Below are 21,243 nucleotides of genomic sequence, written 5' to 3'. Positions count from 1 at the left end.
CGTCATCATTCCTTTATATTATCGCTGATTTTTATTTTTTGTAATGAAGCTGTCGCTAGTGTTGTAGCAAGTAGTGTGACTAACAGCATGCCCACTGGACAGAGAACAAAACTGACTAGCGGATTGATTGAAAAGCGGAAGGTGCTGACACCCATCATAGACATCGCGACTCCTGCCACTTGTCCACCTAACGTACTTGCTAGAAGTGTTCCAACAACGGTTCCCAAAATAACAATCAGTAAGGAACGCATGAAGTATTGTTGGCGAATATCTCGGTTTGTAAAGCCTAGTGCTTTTAGAACCGCCAGTTCATGACGATCTTTTGCCAACAGCATTTTGACAAATAATAATACGATCAAAGCGGTAATGAGTAACGCGACAATCGCCGCTACTTTTGCGGCAGTAGCAACTGTTTGGATAGTCGATCCATAGGTCTGTTGCATATAATGCTTGATATCTGAAACCTTGGCATAGCTGAATTTTGTACTGTATTTTTTTGCCATTTGGCTCGGTGTCACGTCACTTTTCACATTGGCGCTGATCGTACACCACATGGTTGCGGCGTTTCGATCAGTAAAGGCCGCTTTCGCTGTTTTCCCACCATTTGTCACATCAGAATAAATGCCACATACCTTTAGTTTTTTATTTCCCTGTGAAGTCTGAATCGTTAAAGTACTATTCAGCGGTTTTTCTATGTCATCTGATAAGGCGCTTGATAACGCGATTTCATTAGACTTTGTAGGTGCTTTTCCTTCAGTATATTCGACTGGAAAGACGCGATGGTTTCCTAGTTCAATTTTTAATCGATCCTCGGCCTTGTCCTTTTTCATTAACGAAAAAGCCTTCGTCGTCAATGCGACTGACTTGGTTATTTGGTTGTCTTTTTCTAAGGTATCCATAACCTCCGCAGTTTTTTTCGGAATATTCTCGGTTTGCTGGATATCCAAACGCAAATCAGATTGCCCGATGCCCATGTAGCGAGAAAAGCTGTCAGATGACACCGTACTATATAAATTTTGCGGCAAAATCAAGATGAAGGAAGACAGCAGCAACACCATAAACAGGGTTAAATAAAGCCGCTTCCGTGATAAAACATCCTTGATCCCTAATAAAGCATTCACCTTAGGAAAGGTGCAGCCCGCAAGCTTGAAGCCTTTTCCCCCTCGAACGCGGTCTTGTGACGCGCCGAAGCGAATAGCCGATGCCGCAGAAATTTTTCGGAAACGTCGCAATACTAGATTGACATAAAGCATGACACCCGCGAAAATCAGTCCCGTTCCTAAAAGTCCTACCAAAAGCGATAAGCCTTGATTGCCGCTTTTTCCCATATAAAGCTGGATGTTTTGTAATAGCATCCCTCGAAAAGCAAAGGAAAGCAGATAGCCCAAGAAACAGCCGACCAACCCAATCGCCGCGTATTTTGCTAAATACAAGCGTTTCACATCAGAATTTCGCAGCCCAATCGCTTTTAAGACACCTATCTCTGGGTAATCGTCTTCAATTTTTGATAGCAGCGTAAAACGAATACATAGAAAGGCGACTGCCAACATCAATAAGCTGACGAGTAAAATAACCGCAATCATCACACCATCAGATAACGCGTTCATCATACGAAAAAGTGTATCTGTCAACGCCGGTCCATTTGCTGGAAGTTCGGCTTTTAGATACGCTGTTTCCAGCGCACTAATTTTCTCCGTATCCTTGACACGATACTCAATCAAGTATTCGATGCTGCCATGTTTCTCAAGTGCTTGATAGTCCTTTTGATTCACAATAAAGCGTTTAGATGATGAAAGAGAGGCATTCATCTGTGAATCACGGATAAAACCTGCGACCTTCAGCTTGTGCCCGTTGACTTCTACTGAATCGCCTTTTTTAGCCATTCCTTCTCGCTCATAAAGAATGGGTAAATAGACCTCTCCAACTGCTGGCTGAACAATCCGATCCTTTGTATCAACCAGAAAATCAAATTTTTCACTTTGTACCGAGAAACCATTGTCCTGAACACTGTCCGTCATCGCTTTTCCTGCAATGAACAGCTCACTATTCTCGACATTCAAGAAATCCAACACTTGCCATTCGTCTATGTTTGGCTGAGATTGGGCAAAAGTCTCTAATTTCCCTTGATTGATCGCACCTGAATGCATCTGCAGAAAATGCGGCGTTTTTGCTCGCTCCATCATCCCGTCAATAGAGCCCGCTAAATTGATAACCAAAATTGCCGCCAACGAGACCAGCATTGCCGTAATGGCGATAAAGATCGTCGTCGCAGCTGTCACCAGCTTGCTTTTTTTAATGTCATTTGTTATTAACCTACCATACATAAAACCCGTTCCTCCTTCATTTTTTTCCACGAATTACTCAAACATTCCCTCCATTTCTTTTGCTAGTTTCCCTTCTTCAACACCTAACATTCGTTCCAAAAGATAAAAGAACCCTAACACGCGCTGTAGCCGCATTTCTTCACTATCTGGGACTAGTTCTTGACCGTCAAAAGCAGCGGTTGCATAAACAATAGCCATCTCCATCGTTTCATATGGATAATCTGTCTGAAAAATGCCCTGCTGAATCCCATCCTCTACGATACTTGCTAGCATGGGGGTGATTTCTGAGACCACTGCTGTCTGCATTTTCTGATGCATCAACGCGTTTTGCGGCTTGTGAACGAAATCCATCATATGCTCTTCTTTAGAAGTATCTAGATGCAAAGCAAGAACCGTTTGAACAAAGCGCTGATAAACAGGGATCGTCTGATCAGCAGCGACTTTTTTTGCCGCAGCAAACAATTCAGCCGTCGTTCGTTCGACTAAAGCATCCATAATTTCTTCCTTTGAGTTGAAGTGATAATACAGCGTCCCTCTGGCAATTCCGGCTTGATCAATAATTTCTCTGGTACTGGTATGATCAAAGCCCTTTTCAGCAAATAGCTTACTGGCAACATCCAAAATTTCATTTTTTCGAATAATTGAGTCCTTTGAAACACGCATGATTCTCATCCCATTTCTTTCGTGACCGACTGCCTGTCTAATAAAAGTATAGCGGTTTCATCACAAAGTTTCTATGCAATACCTGAAAAATCAGTCTTAAGTATTAGTTCGAAATTTTCAAATTTTTTAGTGAAAATGAAAAATCCCTCAAAGACTTCTCGTCCTTGAGGGTAGGTGCCTCCTATTATTTTGCGGTAAAGGCAGCTTCTTTGTTTAAGAAAAACGGGCGATAGTATGCCGTTGCGTTACTCATCGGCAAGACCTCTTCACTCACTTCGATTCCTAGTTCTTCTATTAAATAGCGGCGACGTTCTCGCATTCGTGACCACATTTCTGGATACTCTTTTTGAATGTCACTACGCAAGCACTCATCCGCCAACACAATCCCTCCCTCACAGCTAGCGCCAGAATAGCCAGGGACAGAAGGGATGATATCAAATTGGAAGAGCATGCCACTTTTGATTTTCTCAGTTGATGCAGGATAGACAGGAGAAGACAGCCATTCCTCATCCGCGCATAGATGTCCCGGATTCAGATGCCAACCGTATTGATCCTTTGGCAAGACTTCTTCAATTTTGTTGTATAGTACTTCCCCCAACAAATCCGTGGCGATGGTTTCAAGCCAAGTCTTCACGGTATTGAAGTACGGCTTTGCGACACGATCCAAATAGTCCTTTTCAGCTTCGGGCAACTCTTCTTTTGTATTTACCGCATAGCCTCCACGACTTTGCAAGCCGCCTTTATATCCGGTAGTCATTGAAATCCGGTCACCTAGCTGAATTACTTTCCCAGTGGGATAGAGATTCGCCTTCTCAAAACGAGCGCCTGTAGCCATAATCGTCACTACACTTGGTGTTTGCCCATAGTTATTTAAGTAGGCGCCCACTTCCATCTCACTTTTTCCAAGCGTCAATTGATCCATAGCAGTGAGAATACAATTTCCAGCAAGCATCGCGCCAAATTCGTAATGAGCGATTTCGTTAGCGTTATTCGTAGTACGTAGACCGTTTTCTCCGATCATCAAGTATGTTGCATTTTTTAACACCGCATCGGGTGCGGCTTTCTTCAATCCATCCACTAAAAAGTACGGCATATCATAAAGTACCGTATTTTCTTCTTCTTGACTAGTGAAGTTTTTCCAGCCGATCAAACCAATAGATGTCGCCTGTTCAAGCCTGGTTTGTTTCAAAATTTCTGGCACGTTAAGAGTCGTTTCCATTGGTTGATTTGGCAGTGAGAAATGAGGCATATGAACGGCTGTTGCTTCGATCCGAGCAAACGGGACCTTATTCAGGTTTTCATTGCCTAAAACTAAATAGGCTTCACCCTTTTGATGAATAACGAGCAAGGCCTCTTCAAAGCGGGGAACAAAGCCCGTAAAATATTCAAAATTTCCTCCATGCTCTAAGTCTGCGTATATCACAACAGCATCATAATTTTCCTGCTGCATCTTTTTCAATAAATTGGTTTTACGTGCGGCCATCGTCTCATCTGTTAACAAAATTGGCAAAACGTTCTCATCTAATTTAGGTGCCGCTATATTTTTTAATGTGATCAAGTTTTTTTTTCGCTCCTTCGTTTTTTTCTATCATAACATAGCCCAGAAGGAGAAAATACTCGAATTAATTCTTTATTATTGACCTTTTTCCCTATTATCTAGCTAAATAGCTCGCTTTTTTTGAAGAAAATCGGTAAAATTATAATGATAAAAAATTATTTTCGAAAGGAGTCAATATGAAACAATTACTTAACTCCTCTACGTATCGTCGAATTCAATTCGTCGAGTTTTTGGATCAGCTGCCCTCTTGGTGCGATATTAAAGAAGCCGCTCAGACAGTCGATTGTTCTGTCAAAACGCTTTTATCTGATATTGATTTTATCAATGAGTTTTGGGGAGACTACATTTATATCGAGTACTCAAAATTTCAGGGGGTACGTCTGAACAATATTACTTCAAATAAGCTTGGAAATGTCTATGGACTGATCTATCATGAATCGAACGAATTTCAATTTGTTGAAAAAATGCTGTATGAATCAAATCAAGACGCGGATTATTGGATCAATGAACTATTCATGAGTGAAGCGTCCTTTTATCGAATGGTCAACGCACTGGAAGATTTCTTGAAACGACGTGGGTTGCAGCTAGAACGCTCCCCGTTCCGAATCATTGGGCCAGATGAGCGCTGGGTGCGTTTCTTCTATCAGCAGTATTTCACAGAGGCCTATGGGGTAAATCAGTGGCCCTTTACTTTAGATCACGAAGAAACCACCTGTTTCATTATGCGGACCTCTACTGATTTTGATGTCTCCTTAGATGACCGCGAGATTCAAGAGGCGGCCTATTTGTTCATGGTGACGCTGAATCGAATGCATCAAGGCTTTTATTTGCCAGAAAGTATCTATGCCGAAGAAGAGGACACGATCGATAAGGTCTTGGAGTATAGCCGCCCCTTCGCCGAGCATCTGCTTGCAGACACAGACTTTACACTTCCAGAAAAATGGCATAGAGAAATCAGCCGCACGGTTTTCCATGAATTTTATAATTGGGACAATCCTGAACAAATCGTGCGAATCAATAGTAAAATTGATACCTTTTTGAAGAATGTCTCTCAGGCAATCGAATATCCCTTAGATCGCGATGATAAACGAAAGATCATGCAAGAGATGATGTCGTGGTATGTTGAATACAATTTCTATCCTTATCGTCAAGTGATGCTGTTTGATAAGCATCAGAAATTTGCTCGCGAAATTCAACTAGTCTATCCGATCTTCTCTACCATAGTGAAGATTCACTTACAGGATATTGAAAAGAAATCTCCTGAATTATGGACCGATATTCGCCTAAACAATGTCTTTTACTTGTTGATGAAGGAATGGTCCCATCTGCCGCTGCACCTAGAGAAGTTAAGACAAAAGGTGACGATCCTAGTCGTAAGCGACTTGGGGCGCAAGCATGCCGAAATGCTTCAAGACTTTTTAATCGCCAATTACAATAAACGCATTGCGGTGGATACCTTCAATGAACCAGTGATCTCCACTGGTCCAGAGGATTTTGAAAATTTTGCGACATACGACATCATTATTAGTAACAATCCCATCAAAGGCTACGACAAAAACAACGTATTGATCGTAAACAATTTCTTCTCCGCTTCTGATCGTGAAAACCTTTTGAACCTGATTGTCGCGATTCAAAAAAGAGAGGCTCGCAGACATTTAAAAGAACTTGGCAATATCAAAATGAAAACCGCTAAGGAAATCTATTTTTCCCAACGGATACTAAACCAATAAAAAAACGAGCAATCCTAGATAAAGCTGATGGCTTTAGCAGGATTGCTCGTTTTCATTATTTATTGGCAAAAACAATCAGATTGTAATCGTCATTGATACAGGTTTGCAGGGTAATTCGTTCACCGCCACCAGAACCCGTAATTTGATCCCAGTAGTCAGTACCATCTCCGGCAACCCCAGAATCATCTACAGTAACGATTTGCGAAACCGTATAGGTCGTTACATTGTTCGCGCTATCTGAAACTTCTATTGTTGCTCCTGTTCCTAATGAGAATAGGACATTAAAAATTCCAGGATTATGACCGATGAAATGCGTATTCGCTCCGTCATTTCCTGATTGAACGACGGCTCCCCCCCAAGTAGCCACTTGATTTGGATTGGCATCTATGATTGCTTGTCCACTTCCTTGTCCGGCATTCGAATAAGAAATAGCTTGTCCATTGATCATTAATTGATCTGCTCCAATCGTGGCAGGTGCCGGAGTCGCTGCATTTTGACTTTCTTCTGTTGCTGTCGTTTCGTTGGTTGGTTCGACTTCATTTACAGTTGGCGCTGGTCGATTGCTTGCTTCAGCGGCTTCCTTTGAAGAAGTAGTAGTGTTCTCTGCAGCTGAACTAGCAACTTCCTGGCCTTCATTACTTGAAGGTGCCGAAGCTTCTTCTGAACTCGATTCTGAACTCGATGAAGTACTATTCGTAGATGGACTCAATGATGTACTTGATTCAGTTTGAGGCTCCACTGCTTTTTCTTTTGAGACATTAGAATTCTTCTCTTCTTTTTCTGATGACTGTTTAACAGATGTTTGATCCGTCGTACTGGGTGAACTTGTGGTGGAATCTCCCAACACAGATGCAGCGCCTGTTGTAATAAAAAGCGCGGCGATTACAATAAATTTTAAATAGGTATTCATTTTCCCGTTCCTCCTTAGCAAAGGTTGTCTGCTATCTACCTACAAACTAAGGGAAAAACGAGATTTTCTATTGTATACTGCTCATGAAATAACAAATGATATTATATTTACAAGGAAAAATTCTCTCTTTAATGGCTTTTCATCCAATATTTTCATAACTTTCTTTTTCGGAGACAAAAAAGCACGAGCACATTATTAGGCAAAGCATTAATTTAAACGGTATTTAAGTCTTTCTTCCTAACTTAAATGAAATCCTTTGGCGGCAATTGGTACCCTTCAATTGATTGAAAAAGAGCTTTACGATCACTTTCACCAAGAGTTTTTATATAATCTTTTAATAGTTCTAATTCTTCGTCTATCGTTGATATATCAATGAATTCCTCATAATCTCTACAATCATATTCGGATAGTACGCCTAACAATAAAATCTTTAAAAAGTCTTTATCAACTTCTTTTAAAAGTCTTTTATAAAACTTGCCGCTTTCTTCCACACTTTTTAGATATTCCTTGAAATCTTGTGGTGCTGAAATTCTAGTCGTAATTAGTCGGATTTTCTCCTCTTCGTCTGCTATCTGATAGGCTTCCATCAATTGATTAAATTCACTATCAGGCATCGCTAACGGAAATTCTAGCAGCTTCTTAGTCATACTTGTCAGAATGAAAAACTGAATGGCCTTCTCAGGCCCCGTGAACGGAGAGACTCTTACTTTTAATTGGGAGAAGAATCGTCGATAATAATCGTTTTGTTGGAAAATAACTTCTAATTCAGTAAAGTAATCTTGCTGCTGGATGCGCCGTAAAACATATTGTGCTTCAATCTCATTTAACAGCAACGTGTGGATCTCCTTCTTTCCAAGGAGTAATTTGCCGATCATTTGTTTAAAGACGATTTCAAATACGTTGTTGACGTCAGTACGGTAATCAAAGCCTAACGTCTCTTCATAATTGGTCAATAGTTCATAAATTTGCTCTTCTGGAATAGCTTTGACAAAGAGGACCTCAGCGGCTAAATTGTTCAGAAAGCGTTCATAAAAATCAATTCCCACAAAGTTAGCTGGTACTGGTTCCGCAAGCTGATAGTCTAAAAAAGCCTGATCCACCTCCGCAGCCCCGTAATCGAAATCATACTCAGAGAAAAAATTTCCGATTTCATTTAAACTTTCTTCTAATGATTCGATACCAAAGCTTTGATAATTGTCTTGAATCCATTGATAGAGCGTCTGAAGAGCATCCAGACGCTGTTTCAACTGCTGCTTCCCTTGTTCGAAGCGTTCAGGCAATGTCCCCTCTCCACCGTTAGCTAAGACAAATTCAATGGACTGTTGGATTTTTTCCGCTTGATCAATCGCCATGACACTTGAACCACTTAGCCGCTCCTGCAATTTCTTCATAAAAAAGGGATAGAATGCTGGATCAAACAAATCATTTTTCATGCTTCTTCCTCCAGTGCTGGAAAATCCTCAAACGAGCCCTGAAGCTGCTCCAAATCTCCTTGAAAATGCTGGTAACGTCTGGCGATTTCCTCTATTATTTCTTGATCTGTAGTTTGACCAGGATGATATGCCCGTAGGTAGTAAAAGATCGCTTGGCAAACTGACAAGTGTTCTAGGTAGTCGCATTTGTAAAATAGAGGCTCATCCATTAAGAGCATTGCTAGCTGTTGTGAATTTTGCCAGCTAAAATCAAGTAGATGGTGTTCTTTGAATAGCTGATTGCGTTCCTCCGTGAGATCAGAAAAATCCGCTACTGTCAGTTGATAATTCTTGTGATGTTTCTGCAACTGGCGATTAATCATTGTTCGCGGTTCTTCTGTTTGCTGAGATAGAAACTGATTAAATAACGTCATATCAAATTTCCCCATTTTCTTCTCCTCCCTCTTCAGAGACTAAATAGCACAGTGTCGTTAAAATGACAATCTTGAAATACAACTAAATTTATGGTATTATAAAGAGAGTTAAGGAAGGCGATTTAAGTCTTCCTTAACTTTTTTCAGTATATATTCCGTAAAATAGTACTTCTTTTCTGATTAATAAATAACTAAAGGAGCGGTCTTATGATTTATGCTACCTTTCTTTACCTGCTATTAGCCGCCTTCGTTATTTGGGTTTGGAGCCCACCAGCGATTTTGCGAATGCTTGTTTTAATTGTATTGATTTTACTGTATTCATGGACTTCTAGCCGGTTAGCGAAGAAAAAATAGTGAGGGTTATAGTTTCCTCCAATTTACCAACAAGGTACAGGAAATTTTGATCGTAAAAGCAAGAGCCAGTCAGATTTATTTCTGACTGGCTCTTTTAAAGGTAATTTTTCGGATCATTATTGGTTCTAACGGAGCATCTTCGCTATCCGTGGCTTGATTGGCGATTTTACGCACCACGGACATTCCGTCTATTACTTGACCAAATATCGTATAGCGTCCATCTAATTCAGGAAGGCCGCCGACTGCCTCATAATGGGAACGAACCTTTAACGGTAGATTCATTCGGTACAGTTGCTCCTTGTCTACTTGACTATGTTCTACGATGTAAAATTGATTGCCATTGGTATTTGGCCCGTGATTCCCTAAACACACAGCACCATCGAAGTGATACAAGCCCTCATCTACTTCGTCTTCAAAATAGCCACCGTAAATGGACTGAGCTTCAGCACCAGAGCCATCTAGCGCACCGCCCTGGATCACAAAATCCTTGATTACTCGTGCGAAGGGCGTATTATCGTAAAAGCCTTGTCTGGCAAGCCCTCGCCAATTTTTAACGGCTTTTGGTGCATCCTGCTGAAAAACTCTAAGAGTAATCGTTCCAGCGTCCGTTTCAATCTGACAAAGCTCCTCATGCGGACGAACCGGCGTCAGCTGCAGCAAGTATTGATTGGAGTATTTTATCCCTCGATCTTTCTCTAGAACGGTTTGAATGTACCACTCTAACTGGTCAGCATTTCCTAGCCGTGCCATTTTCATCAAATAGGTGTACTCTTTTTTTGGGGTTGCGACACGATATGAAATAATTCCCCGTAGATTATTGTAGCTATCTCCTTTTACTTTAAACAAAGAAACGACATGTGCTTCTAAAAAAGTAAGCTCTTGGCCGATGAATGATTTGAAATGGCGCGCCTCGTTCCCCAAAGCAAAAGTCACAAGTGCATCAATGTTCCCTTCAGTTAGCTGTTGAGTAAAATCTGCCATTCGCTGATTGATCTCCTGGTGATCCCAATGACGCGGGATTAGCTGCTGGGTAACCGTTTCATTTTCAAGCTTTTTCTTTATTAAATAGGCCGCTGACCCAAGAATTCCTGCGGCTAAAACAACCTTACTTTTTTTCATTTTCTGCCTCCAACCTGTTTTTCTCAATTGTACCAGAAAAACACGCAGACAGACATTCCGCTAGGGGCTGATGGTTGGGATTACACTATAATTTCATTTACGATATTAATATCTCTAATTTGTAAATTGAAGGAATAAAGGATCAGCTACAAAGATTTTTTAAACTTTCTAATTTTCTTCGTTGCCCAATCATAGTGGCTTGAAGTTGCCGAAGCAAAGTAGCTGCCTAGCGTACTTCCTCCCACCCAAGAAAAAATTCCTTTTGAAAACAATTCCTCATTGGAAAAAGCCTCCGCCATTTGCATCACCTGTTGGTAACTCTCCACTAAGAGACGGCGCGCTTCTTCGTAGCTGGTGGTTTGATGCTTTTCCCAAAATTCAATATTCATCGCCCCGTAGGTTTTCCAATTATATCCTTCCTTTAAAAATTGCTTAGCCTCTCCGGCTTGATTTGCCTGCACCCAATTTAACAGCAGTTGATGCCATTCATACAAATGGATCAAGACATCCCGAACATTTTTATCCCTTGACCAATGAGCCTGCTTTTCTTTTTCTACGTTAAAACTAAACGGATTGTTCACTTTTTCAAGCGGTATTGAATCCAACAGATCCATCAGTTTCTTATACCCATCATTTCCTGCCTTAATCAAATCATTTTTTGTCGTTGGTCTTGCCATAACAATTTCCTCCCTCTATCTCTTTCTTTATCCTCAGTATGGACCAACACGTAACGTGGGAGTCAAGCAGAAATTGTTTTTTCGTATAAACTTTTGCTGTCAGCATTTAGCTGCAAAAAGTCCAACTGGTAGCTACCCTCCTGCTTTAAGTTTTAATTTTTCGTAGAACACGAAAAATTTCTTATTCTCGATCGCATACCATTGGACGAAACTGCTTAATTATAGACTTTCTTTGAGCTTTAACTTCATTTCTATTTATTCATACTGCAAAAAGTCCAACTGGCAGCTATCTCCTGCTTTAAGATTTAATTTTTCGAAGAACACGAAAAATTTCTTATTCTCGATCGCATACCATTGGACTAATCTGCTTAATTATAGACTTTCTTTGAGCATGAACTTCATTTCTTTTTTTTCATACTGCAAAAAGTCCAACTGGCAAAATAAGACCTCTCCATTTTTTGGAGAGGTCTAAGGTTTAAATAATCCCTTGGTCGATTTGTTTTAATTTACGATAATGGGCATTGGTTTGTTCGAGTTCATTTGGGCTTCCTTGCATGGTCAAGTGTCCGTCTTCGATAAAGATGACCTGATCCATCGCATCAATTCCCTGCAGATGATGGGTAATCCAAATGACCGTCTTATCCTGCAATTCATGGAAGAAGGTATTGATCAGCGATTGCTCAGTGACTGGATCAAGCCCAACGGTGGGTTCATCCAACAGAATAATCGGTGCTTCCTGTAGGAGGATTCGAGCCAATGCGAGACGCTGCCGTTCCCCGCCAGAAAAACGCAGACCGGCCTCATCCACCATTGTTTCTAGACCCTCTGGCAACTCTTCAACAAGTTCCTTCAAGCCAACTCGGGTTAACACTTGCCAAAGTTCATCTTCTTCTGCCGCTTCATTTCCGATTCGTAAATTGTTAGCAATCGTCGTATGAAACAGGTACGGTGTTTGATGAATGACTCCCAGATATTTGCTGATATCATCGCCGAATGCGTAAGTAGCTATGCCATTTAACGTAATGGCCCCCTCAGTAGGTCGCAAATCACCGCGAATCATATTGGCTAAGGTACTTTTTCCTGAGCCGCTACGCCCTAAAATCGCTATTTTCTCACCTGGATGTAGAATTAGATCAATGCCAGATAGAACCTCTTTTTGACTTTCTGGATAGTGATAACGTACTCGATCAATTTTTAGCTCTAATGAGCCAGAAATGACAGGAGAATCGTTTTGCTTGTCTTTAATAGCAGGTAAGTCATTTAAGTTCTTGATAGAATCCTGATAACTATTAGTTTCCTGTGCGGCCGCTGGTAATGGCGCGAAGGCATCGATCAATGGAAATACAGACAATACGAAAGCTGCGATCCAATTGGCTGCTCCTCCGTGATTTCCTGGAAATTGACGACTCGTCCATAGCAGCAACGCAATCGTGATCACACCGAACATCAGCTGAAGCAGAAAATTGCGTTTTCGCTGGAAGCTCTGAAGCTTCCGATTCACCGCTCGTAAAGCTTCCTCAGATTCTTCATGATGGTTCACATAATCCTGCCCCCGTTGACTAAAGATCCAATCCGAGACTCCTAAAACATTGTCCGTCAAATCACTATACAACTGATTCTTCATTTGCTTCTGCTGCTCTTGTCTTGCTCCATTGATGATGACAGACCATAAGGGCAGTAAAAAGACCACGATTCCCAATAGTAAAAGCATCGCCAACGCGAAGAAGGGTGAAAAATAGCCAATTCCGATAATAATAAAGACGTAGAGCAGCCACGCGATGATCGTTGGAAAAATCGTTCGCAAATATAAATTCTGAATGTGATTGATGTCCTCTGAAAGCAACCCTAGAATGTCGCCTGTTCGGTGGTTCTGCTTAAAGAAAACAGCGTCTTGCTCCAGCGAGTCATACAACTTCACCCGCAGATTCGAGGTCATTTTCAATACCCAATTATGACTGACCAGCCGCTCAACATAACGAAAGACTGGTCGACCGATCCCAAAGGCACGGGTCAAAACAATCGGGATATAGATCAACAATATATTTTCCGGTAATGATGCGGCCCGACTAATTAAGTAGCCAGAGTTGAACATTAACGCACCTGCACAGAAAAATGTGATAAATCCAAGCGTCAACGCCAAAATCAAAGACTTCTTATACTGCTTGAAAAAAGGCTTCACCCATTCGTCAGTTTTCAGCACTTCAAATAATCCGATTGGTTTCATCCTTTTTCACCTCGCAATGCCTGACTCAATTTTGTAAAGGCGCCATTTTTTTGTTTTAGTTCTTCCAATGTGCCCTGTTCCACAAGCTTCCCATGATCCATGACCAGTAAATAATCCATTTCTGCCAGCCAATGCAATCGATGGGTAGCAAAGAACACTAAATGATTATCCATCAATGGCAGCATCCGCTCCTTCAATTCTACCTCCGTCTCAATATCTAAGTGAGCCGTTGGTTCATCGAATAGCAATATTTTGCGCTCTTGGTCTAGAAAAGCTCTTGCCAAAGCGATTCGTTGCGCTTGTCCTCCGCTGAGGGTTCGAGCGCCCTCCCCTAATATTGTATCTAGCCCTAGTGGTAATTCCTTCAACAAATCCGTTAAGCCAGTGACTTCGATTGCCTTCAAAATTTCAGCATCACTAGCCTGGGGATGATAAAAAGCAATATTCTCTCTCACCGAGCGTTGGAAAATGTATGGATGTTGAGGAATGTATATTAACTGCTCCTGCCACTGCGGCTGGTCGAAGGCGGGCAGAACCTGTTCATTAAAGCTGATCTGACTTTCCTCTGGTCGTAAAAAACCGCTGAGAAGATTGATTAACGTTGATTTACCCGAACCGCTCATTCCAATAATCCCAATTTTTTTATAGCCCTGAACCTTGAAATCAACCGTCGCACCTAATTTATCCTCATAATGATAATCCATAGCCACGGATAACTGACTATCCGCTGACCAAGTTGGCAATCCAATCGTCACGCCTTGTGCCTCTGGCAGGTCCAAAATCTGATGAACCGCGTCCATCGCGTTTTTCCCATCCAGCGTCGCATGATAATCACTAGAAAAATCACGGATTGGCAAAAAATACTCCGGCGCTAAAATCAGTACCGTTAATGCAGGAAACAAAAAGATCCCTTCATTGATTAAACGCAACCCTAATAAAACCGCCACGACCGCAACAGATAATGTGGTAAAGAAATCAAGGGCGAATGTCGAGAGAATCGCTACTTTCAAGGTACTCATCGTTGCTTTGCGAAAACGCTCGCTGGTCGTATAAATACTTTTACTATACTGCTTGCTGATGCCAAAGAATTTTAAGGTATCGATGCCTCGAAGTGAATCAATAAAATGATTGGATAATAGCTGGAATACTTTATATTGCTTATCCGCTTTGCTTTGCGCTGCATAGCCTAAAATGATCATAAAAATAATAATCAGCGGAAAAACGATTAATAGGACCACGCCTGATTCCCAATCTAGTAGAAAAATCGCTACTAACAAAATCCAAGGAATGATCATCATATTCAGCATCTTCGGTAAAATCAAATGCAAATATTCCTCTACTTGATCGATGCCGTCCAATGCGGTTGTAACGACACTTCCGGTTCCTTGCTTTTGCACGACTTGCGGCCCCAAGCGAAAAATTTTCTGCAACAACTGACTTCGTAAATCCTTGGCTTGTTGGTACGCGTATTCCTCTAATACGTGCTCCCGTGCATAGGTCACCAGATGCCTCAGCGCGAAAGAGCCAAAAAACAGCAGTATCCAATATATTTGGTTGTTTAAGCCTTCCCCGTTCCATAAATGAGTAATCGTCATAGCTAACCCATATGCTTGCCCAATTATAAAGATTGCTTGCAGGACAGCAGATCCTGCAAGCAACATCAGAATTTTTTTGATACCGGGAAGTTGTAATAACTTCTTGTCTATCATGGATGAACTCCTACCTAATTCCTATTAATGTATTCATTTTTCATAAACCGAAAAATGAGTTTGTTTGTTATTTCGTCTACCATTCAGCTGAATGAGTTTGATCATTGTTCAGCAAACGATCTACCTAATACGCCCCATTTTCTTCGCTGCGAAGAGCTGAATTGGTAATCTCATGGGGATGTTTAATCCGTTTACGGAAAATATAGTATGTCCAAGCAGTGTAAGCCAGTACGAAAGGTAAAATCGTTAATGAAATATAAGACATAATCTTCAGGGTATAAGGACTTGATGAAGCATTTTGAATCAATAGGTCATTCCCTGGAATAGAGCTGATCAATACTCGTGGGAACAAACCGCTGAACAACAATGCCACTAAAGCAATCATCGTTAGACCGCTAGCGATAAATGCCAGCATTTCCTTATTTCTGAAGACTGAAACATTCGCGATTACTGTAAGTAAAACAATCACTGCCAATAAGATCAAGGTAACCGCGAAATTATTTTGGAAGAAATCTGTTTTAAAGTACATTAACACAGCGAATACCACTAAACCGACGTACAAGACGCCGTATAATACCTGCGCATAGTTTTTCGCCCGATAACGAACAGGACCTTCTGTCCGCAACGCAATATAGTTTAGCCCATGTAAATAGCAAAGCAAGGTTAATGCGACTCCACCAACAACAGAATACAAGTTGATGTAATCAGTAAAGGTCGCCATCATATTGTGATCCGCATCTAATGGCATCCCTTGAATCATACTGATGAATAGAATTCCGAAGAAGAAGGGAACCAAAAAGCTTCCGATGCTCAAGGTCCAGTTCCATAGCTGTTTGCGTTCTTTCGGCATGTGGCTGCGGAATTCAAAGGATACGCCGCGAATGATCAAGCCAAATAAAATGATAAACAGAATCAAATAGTACCCGCTGAACAATGAAGCATACCAGTAAGGAAAGGATGCGAACATCGCTCCCCCAGCAGTTAAGAGCCAAACTTCATTTCCGTCCCAAACGGGTCCGATCGTTTGAACAATCTGATCTTTTTCATGCTCATCATGAGCCAGTGTCTGCACGGACATCCCAACACCAAAGTCGAAGCCTTCTAGAAAGAAGAAACCGGAAAACAGGACGCCGATCAATAGGAACCATAATAATTGTAAACTACTCATGAGTGAACGCCCCCTTATCAAAAGGATCCATCGAATCTTGTCCAGAATGATTGTCATCATCCAAGACTGGCCCTTTATTCAATTCTCGTTTGACCAAATAAATCATCGTTACTGCCAAACCAGAGAACAATAGGAAGTAAATAATGTTTGAGGTCAACAATGAAGCAACCGAAACATTTGGCGAAACACTGTCTTCTATCGTAAATAAACCATAAACCGTCCACGGATAACGTCCTAGCTCAGTGACTAACCAGCCAGCCGTGTTTGCTAAGAACGGCGCGAAGGTACAAAGTCCCATCACCCACAGCATCCAGCGCTTTTCATAGAGGATTGGCTTCTTCTTGCGCGTAAAGAACAACCCAAGAATCGCTACTAACAGCATCAGCATGCCAAAGCCTGCCATGATTCGGAAGTTCCAGAATAAGACATTGACTGGTGGATAATAGTTCCGATCCCCATATTTTTTGACTAATTCCTTGTTAACGGTATCCATCCCTTTTACTGAACCAGAAGGTTTATTATAGGAAAGAATACTTAGCATGTACGGAATTTGCACACCAAAGACTTGCTTGTGCTCTCGTTCATTCGCCCAAGCAATCAAGGTCCAGGCTGCCGGATCTCCTGTGTCCTCATAGGTTCCTTCCATCGCCGCAAATTTCATTGGCTGACCTTCGATCAAGGCTTTCATTTGTGCATCACCTGCACCTAAAACCAAGATTGAGCCGAACAATGTTACAACTAGTCCAATGCGCATCGATTTCATGAAGAATTCACGCATTTTTTTGTCTTTACGTTTTAACAATTGGAATGCCGCAAGACCAGCCGCAATCATTCCACCCATTGTTATCGCCGCCGCGATTACGTGGCCAAATTCGTACCATACTTTCGGATTGGCAATGACCGCACCAAAATCCGTCATTTCTGCTCGACCGTTACGAAGGGCATAGCCAACTGGATGCTGCATGAAGCTATTCGCCGCTAAGATCCAGAAAGCTGATAACATCGAAGCAATGGTAACTAACCAAATAAAGATGACATGTGTCCGTGGTTTCACACGATCCCACGTAAACATCCAGAGTCCTAAGAACGTAGACTCCATAAAGAAGGCCAATAAAGCCTCTACTGCTAATGGCGCGCCAAAAATATCTCCGACGAACCGTGAATAATCTGACCAGTTCATTCCAAATTGAAATTCTTGAATGATCCCAGTCACGACGCCCACCGCAAAGCTCAAGAGAAAAATATTTCCCCAGAATTTCGCCAATTGACGGTATTTTTCATTTTTCGTTTTAACAAATAATGTTTCCATAATGGCAACAACCAAAACCATCCCAATGGAGAATGGCACAAAGAAAAAGTGAAAAACCGTTGTCATGGCGAACTGAAAACGGGCCAACGTCACTATATCCATTTTAATTCCTCCCCTACAATTGTGAATAACAAAACTAAAATATAAACCCTTTCTGTATTTACTATAATCCTTACGGCATAAATTGCCAAATGTTCAGCTTAAGCGCTTTTCATTTAAGAAATTTGAGGAAAAAGGAAAATAACTATTTTAGATCAAATAAATGAACTATTTTGCAAAAAAGCACAAGGTTTACTTATCATCTATAATAAAATTCTCACAAGAGCCAACTACATCCACAGAATTATTCACGAGAAATTAATAATGACAAGCGGATTCATTTGAAAACAAAACATAAAAAAAGCCTATTGAGTTTAGCCCAATAAGCTTTTTCCAATTATTCTCCGCCGCAATATACGTCAAGATGCTGCGGCAATACTTTGATGGTCAGAGGAAGTTCTGGTCCCTCGTCTCCATCTACACTTGGACGTAATTCTGCCTCTTCCTTTACAGTTAAGCGCCCCTCTTTAAAAGGCGTGTAGCCAATAGTATCCGTAGATTGATCTACGCCCTTGATAATATCAGGAACACTTTTTAGGCGATCTGTAATACTTTGGTCCTTCAAATACAAGAGATACAGGTTGCCGTCATTATTTTTCGCTTCGGGAACAATATGCGTAAAGCCGCCGATGGTTCTTGTTAAGACGATGACAACAGCACTGCTTTCGATCTCCGTCCGCTCTCCATCAATTTCTAAGGTAAAATGATAGTTTTCATCATTGAAGACTTCCTTTACTCCATTCACAAAATAGGCTAGCTTGCCGAACTTTGTCTTCTCTTCTACATCTACATCACTGATGGCTTCGGGAATACTGCCGACAGAGACGATATTCATAAAGTAATCGTCGTTGACCTTTCCAATATCTAACGAGGTCTTCTGTTCGATATCAAAGGATTCGATCGCCTCCTGCGGGTCCATCGAAATATTTAAAGAACGCGCCAAATCATTAACAGTCCCTAATGGAAAGAAACCAAAAGTTGGACGATAAGACTGTTCAGCAAGTCCGCTGATGGCTTCATTGACGGTACCATCTCCACCCATCGCAAAAACACTATCGACCTTCTCCTCAGCAGCCTTCCGCGCAAATTTAGTGGCGTCTCCCCCCTCTGCTGTTTCCTTTACCTCAACCTCATCAAAAAATTGCGCCAGTTTTTCTCGAGCCTGCGTCTCATAATTCTTGGCCTCTTCATTCCCAGAACTGGGATTGATAATCAACACTGCTTTTTTCATCGCTTCTTCTCTCCCTTTTTCTTTCTCTGGAAAAACCTGTTACGTATCCGTTTTCTATTTCTTTTTCAGTATAACAGGTGGGAGAAGAAATCTTACTTGAGACGACTTATAGAAAGACCAACTTTATTCCTCCTCAAAAATAAAACCATCAGATTTTTTTAACATGCCTTCTATTTGAAAAATTTTCAGAATAGCGAAACACTACTAGTATGTGCACATTATTCGTTCTGAATTTTCGAAAATTGCTGCAACAGATTTGCTATCGATCACGAATTTGCAGAGTCAAAATAGTTGTATTTAATTATCAGCCATTCCTCTTCACGAACCAACCAATCCCTGCAACGGTGCTTTGATAAATTGCGTATATAATTGCTCAAGCTTTTCGGCAATGTAAGTTTTAATTGGAAATAGGCGCAGTGATAGCAAGCGCCATTCTTTTGCCGTAAAATATTCCCTAAAAAATAGATAATATCGTCGCAAAGTACGAGTTGATTTGGTTTTTAAAAACAGCTTGCGCACTAAGTCCTTCAAGAAAAATGAAAAATCAGCCTCACCTAATTCATCCCGTACCTGAAGCGCGATTAGGATTTGAACGGTGGCTTTTTCATCATGAGTTTTTTCATAATATGCCGATAAACGTTTTTCAATCGTCTTTCTTTTAAGGGAAAATACCTTTTGGAGTGTCAAATTCATTTCCTGCATCCTACTGCCTCCTTTTGCTCGTTTTCTTATCTCAACGATACCCTTCCAAAAGAAATAAAGTCAATGACAGGTTCTTTATTGATAAAAATTGTCCAAATAACGGGACATTTTTCACTCAATGTTAGATTTTTGCAAAAAAAGATTGACAAAAAAAGCCTTCGCAAAAACGAAGGCTTTTACTTACTAGCAGGATTAGTCATTCAAATTGTAGCGTAGCTTCATATGTTCTGAGCCTGAAATGACCATATCGCCAAACAATTTGGTTTGACGTTTCAAGGATTCATCCGCTAATTTTTCATTGGCTGCTTCCAAGAATTTCTGTACATCTGTTTGATCTGCGACTGCTTTATCTGTAGCGTTTTGGATTCCACGATAAACAGACATTGCTTCTAGCTCGAAGGTATTTCGGAAATCAACATAGAAGTTGTAGTCCGTGTCACCAAGTAGAGCTGTAGCACAGCTTAACCAGTACATATTGTTCAAATCAAACGTTCCTGTCGCATTTTTATAGCAAGCTGGCGTATCGTTCACATTTGAATAGAATGGTACGACTGTGTTAAAGGTATTCGCGCCATAAGCTAACCAATGAACGCCAGCGATTTCTGCAGGGACATTGTTGCGGATTTGCAAAATGTGAACGTTATGGTTGCGGTTGATTCCGATTGGACGAATCAAGGTCTTCTCTGCTTCTGTACCGTCACCGTAAGGATCGTATTTCGTATTTTCAAAGTGAGAACTTAGGACAAATTTCACGTCTTCAATCGAGATTTTGCGGTTGGCCCGGCAGATAAACGGCAGATCTTGATCCATTGGGTCTTGTTCTACTTCTGGAGTGAAGTACTTTTGTCCATACCAGGCACGTGGATTATTATAAACCGTATCTTTAATAGAAGAACTTCCAAAAATGTGACGTAAATTGTAGCCTTCAAAGTCTGGATTCAAATGATTGTCTTCAATCAAATCTTTTAAATCGTCTGAACAAAGTGTATCCTCTGAATCGAAATCAAACGCATCAATGTTCATCCGGTTTGGCGCAACAACGTAAGCATCGTCTGGAATGCGAACCGCTGCCCAATGATGACCGCCGATAGTTTCTAGCCACCATACTTCGTCTTGATCGGAAAAAGCAATCCCATTTGGTTCATAGGTACCGTATTCTTTCAATAAAGAACCTAAACGTTCTACTCCTTCTTTGGCACTGTGGATATAAGGCAATACTAAAGTGACGATATCTTCTTCCCCGATGCCGCCTTCTACATATGGATCAAGCCCTTGAATACGCGGATTTGTGGTGATTGTTTCGGTTGCGGACATCGCCACATTTTCACTATTGATCCCAGCTGCTGGCCAGATACCATTCGTTAAAATCGAATTTGGCATTGAGGTATAGCGCATTGGATTGTCAGGTAGTTCAACCTTTACCCCGCTGATTACCGCTTGATAATGTCTTGGCTGTTCTTCTGGTTGAACGACTACAAAACGTTGTGGGTCTAGAGCTTCATGCCCATCATCGTTCCTTGAAATAATAGTTGAGCCATCAATCGATGCTTTCTTTCCGACTAGTACGGTGGTACATGAACCTTTTACTCTCTTTGTCATACTTGAAACACTCTCCCTTTT

17 protein-coding genes are annotated in these 21,243 nt (G+C 41.1%); 2 read left to right on the top strand and 15 right to left on the bottom strand.

Annotated elements, in window-relative coordinates:
- Positions 1 to 5: 5 nt before the first annotated feature.
- The 3 genes from J9537_RS15190 to J9537_RS15180 all read right to left on the bottom strand — a co-directional run bounded on the left by J9537_RS15190 (position 6) and on the right by J9537_RS15180 (position 4,545).
- Positions 6 to 2,324: an ABC transporter permease gene (locus J9537_RS15190; protein WP_218257630.1), complete on the bottom strand. Its 2,319-nt coding sequence runs from the start codon at positions 2,322 to 2,324 to the stop codon at positions 6 to 8.
- 33 nt (positions 2,325 to 2,357) lie between these two features.
- Positions 2,358 to 2,987, bottom strand: a complete 630-nt coding sequence (locus J9537_RS15185; RefSeq protein ID WP_218257629.1) for a TetR/AcrR family transcriptional regulator — start codon at positions 2,985 to 2,987, stop codon at positions 2,358 to 2,360.
- A 184-nt stretch (positions 2,988 to 3,171) separates the two neighbouring features.
- Positions 3,172 to 4,545: a M24 family metallopeptidase gene (locus J9537_RS15180; protein WP_218257628.1), complete on the bottom strand. Its 1,374-nt coding sequence runs from the start codon at positions 4,543 to 4,545 to the stop codon at positions 3,172 to 3,174.
- Positions 4,546 to 4,721: 176 nt separating this feature from the next.
- On the opposite strand from J9537_RS15180, the gene J9537_RS15175 reads away from it, so the two are divergent.
- Entirely contained in the window at positions 4,722 to 6,275 is a 1,554-nt protein-coding gene (locus tag J9537_RS15175; RefSeq protein WP_218257627.1) for an AcpB/EbpR/MafR family transcriptional regulator, read from the top strand.
- 55 nt (positions 6,276 to 6,330) lie between these two features.
- Here J9537_RS15175 and J9537_RS15170 read toward each other — a convergent pair whose 3' ends face one another.
- The 3 genes from J9537_RS15170 to J9537_RS15160 form a co-directional block, all read right to left on the bottom strand.
- Positions 6,331 to 7,185 (bottom strand): class F sortase, encoded by an 855-nt coding sequence (locus J9537_RS15170; protein WP_218257626.1) that lies wholly within the window; start codon positions 7,183 to 7,185, stop codon positions 6,331 to 6,333.
- 242 nt (positions 7,186 to 7,427) lie between these two features.
- Positions 7,428 to 8,618 (bottom strand): DUF6179 domain-containing protein, encoded by a 1,191-nt coding sequence (locus tag J9537_RS15165; RefSeq protein WP_218257625.1) that lies wholly within the window; start codon positions 8,616 to 8,618, stop codon positions 7,428 to 7,430.
- Entirely contained in the window at positions 8,615 to 9,046 is a 432-nt protein-coding gene (locus J9537_RS15160; RefSeq protein ID WP_218257624.1) for a DUF6323 family protein, read from the bottom strand. The genes J9537_RS15165 and J9537_RS15160 overlap by 4 nt, the downstream gene beginning before the upstream one ends.
- A 192-nt stretch (positions 9,047 to 9,238) precedes the next feature.
- On the opposite strand from J9537_RS15160, the gene J9537_RS15155 reads away from it, so the two are divergent.
- Positions 9,239 to 9,385 carry a hypothetical protein gene (locus J9537_RS15155; RefSeq protein WP_010743530.1) on the top strand — a complete coding sequence of 49 codons (147 nt, stop codon included), beginning with the start codon at positions 9,239 to 9,241 and terminating at the stop codon, positions 9,383 to 9,385.
- Positions 9,386 to 9,460: 75 nt separating this feature from the next.
- Here J9537_RS15155 and J9537_RS15150 read toward each other — a convergent pair whose 3' ends face one another.
- The 9 genes from J9537_RS15150 to J9537_RS15110 form a co-directional block, all read right to left on the bottom strand.
- Entirely contained in the window at positions 9,461 to 10,504 is a 1,044-nt protein-coding gene (locus tag J9537_RS15150) for a peptidylprolyl isomerase (RefSeq protein WP_218257623.1), read from the bottom strand.
- 146 nt (positions 10,505 to 10,650) lie between these two features.
- The gene (locus J9537_RS15145) at positions 10,651 to 11,181 is read right to left on the bottom strand and encodes a ClbS/DfsB family four-helix bundle protein (RefSeq protein WP_218257622.1); all 531 of its coding nucleotides are present in this window, start codon (positions 11,179 to 11,181) and stop codon (positions 10,651 to 10,653) included.
- A 475-nt stretch (positions 11,182 to 11,656) separates the two neighbouring features.
- Positions 11,657 to 13,405: a thiol reductant ABC exporter subunit CydC gene (gene cydC / locus J9537_RS15140; protein ID WP_218257621.1), complete on the bottom strand. Its 1,749-nt coding sequence runs from the start codon at positions 13,403 to 13,405 to the stop codon at positions 11,657 to 11,659.
- Entirely contained in the window at positions 13,402 to 15,114 is a 1,713-nt protein-coding gene (gene cydD, locus J9537_RS15135; RefSeq protein ID WP_218257620.1) for a thiol reductant ABC exporter subunit CydD, read from the bottom strand. Before cydD ends, cydC begins: the two co-directional genes overlap by 4 nt.
- A 124-nt stretch (positions 15,115 to 15,238) precedes the next feature.
- Positions 15,239 to 16,282, bottom strand: coding sequence for a cytochrome d ubiquinol oxidase subunit II (cydB, locus tag J9537_RS15130; protein WP_218257619.1), 1,044 nt, complete (start codon positions 16,280 to 16,282; stop codon positions 15,239 to 15,241).
- The gene (locus tag J9537_RS15125; protein WP_218257618.1) at positions 16,275 to 17,693 is read right to left on the bottom strand and encodes a cytochrome ubiquinol oxidase subunit I; all 1,419 of its coding nucleotides are present in this window, start codon (positions 17,691 to 17,693) and stop codon (positions 16,275 to 16,277) included. Before J9537_RS15125 ends, cydB begins: the two co-directional genes overlap by 8 nt.
- Positions 17,694 to 18,027: 334 nt before the next feature.
- A complete protein-coding gene (locus tag J9537_RS15120; RefSeq protein WP_218257617.1) occupies positions 18,028 to 18,921 on the bottom strand; it encodes a diacylglycerol/lipid kinase family protein in 894 nt (297 codons plus the stop codon).
- A 318-nt stretch (positions 18,922 to 19,239) separates the two neighbouring features.
- The gene (locus tag J9537_RS15115) at positions 19,240 to 19,623 is read right to left on the bottom strand and encodes a hypothetical protein (RefSeq protein WP_218257616.1); all 384 of its coding nucleotides are present in this window, start codon (positions 19,621 to 19,623) and stop codon (positions 19,240 to 19,242) included.
- Positions 19,624 to 19,815: 192 nt separating this feature from the next.
- Positions 19,816 to 21,222 (bottom strand): C69 family dipeptidase, encoded by a 1,407-nt coding sequence (locus tag J9537_RS15110; RefSeq protein ID WP_218257615.1) that lies wholly within the window; start codon positions 21,220 to 21,222, stop codon positions 19,816 to 19,818.
- Between the last annotated feature and the right edge of the window lie 21 nt (positions 21,223 to 21,243).

The organism is Enterococcus raffinosus, from assembly GCF_019175485.1.
Taxonomy (GTDB): domain Bacteria; phylum Bacillota; class Bacilli; order Lactobacillales; family Enterococcaceae; genus Enterococcus_A; species Enterococcus_A raffinosus.
This window is presented reverse-complemented; position numbering and strand designations above follow the sequence as displayed.

What these genes read in the sequence shown, in the direction of transcription:
- cydD (WP_218257620.1), bottom strand. Translation starts at nt 15,114, where the DNA reads ATGATAGACAAGAAGTTATTACAACTTCCCGGTATCAAAAAAATTCTG.
- J9537_RS15190 (WP_218257630.1), bottom strand. Translation starts at nt 2,324, where the DNA reads ATGTATGGTAGGTTAATAACAAATGACATTAAAAAAAGCAAGCTGGTG.
- J9537_RS15115 (WP_218257616.1), bottom strand. Translation starts at nt 19,623, where the DNA reads ATGCAGGAAATGAATTTGACACTCCAAAAGGTATTTTCCCTTAAAAGA.
- J9537_RS15155 (WP_010743530.1), top strand. Translation starts at nt 9,239, where the DNA reads ATGATTTATGCTACCTTTCTTTACCTGCTATTAGCCGCCTTCGTTATT.
- J9537_RS15145 (WP_218257622.1), bottom strand. Translation starts at nt 11,181, where the DNA reads ATGGCAAGACCAACGACAAAAAATGATTTGATTAAGGCAGGAAATGAT.
- J9537_RS15120 (WP_218257617.1), bottom strand. Translation starts at nt 18,921, where the DNA reads ATGAAAAAAGCAGTGTTGATTATCAATCCCAGTTCTGGGAATGAAGAG.
- J9537_RS15170 (WP_218257626.1), bottom strand. Translation starts at nt 7,185, where the DNA reads ATGAATACCTATTTAAAATTTATTGTAATCGCCGCGCTTTTTATTACA.
- cydC (WP_218257621.1), bottom strand. Translation starts at nt 13,405, where the DNA reads ATGAAACCAATCGGATTATTTGAAGTGCTGAAAACTGACGAATGGGTG.
- J9537_RS15160 (WP_218257624.1), bottom strand. Translation starts at nt 9,046, where the DNA reads ATGGGGAAATTTGATATGACGTTATTTAATCAGTTTCTATCTCAGCAA.
- J9537_RS15165 (WP_218257625.1), bottom strand. Translation starts at nt 8,618, where the DNA reads ATGAAAAATGATTTGTTTGATCCAGCATTCTATCCCTTTTTTATGAAG.
- J9537_RS15110 (WP_218257615.1), bottom strand. Translation starts at nt 21,222, where the DNA reads ATGACAAAGAGAGTAAAAGGTTCATGTACCACCGTACTAGTCGGAAAG.
- J9537_RS15150 (WP_218257623.1), bottom strand. Translation starts at nt 10,504, where the DNA reads ATGAAAAAAAGTAAGGTTGTTTTAGCCGCAGGAATTCTTGGGTCAGCG.
- J9537_RS15185 (WP_218257629.1), bottom strand. Translation starts at nt 2,987, where the DNA reads ATGCGTGTTTCAAAGGACTCAATTATTCGAAAAAATGAAATTTTGGAT.
- J9537_RS15175 (WP_218257627.1), top strand. Translation starts at nt 4,722, where the DNA reads ATGAAACAATTACTTAACTCCTCTACGTATCGTCGAATTCAATTCGTC.
- cydB (WP_218257619.1), bottom strand. Translation starts at nt 16,282, where the DNA reads ATGAGTAGTTTACAATTATTATGGTTCCTATTGATCGGCGTCCTGTTT.
- J9537_RS15125 (WP_218257618.1), bottom strand. Translation starts at nt 17,693, where the DNA reads ATGGATATAGTGACGTTGGCCCGTTTTCAGTTCGCCATGACAACGGTT.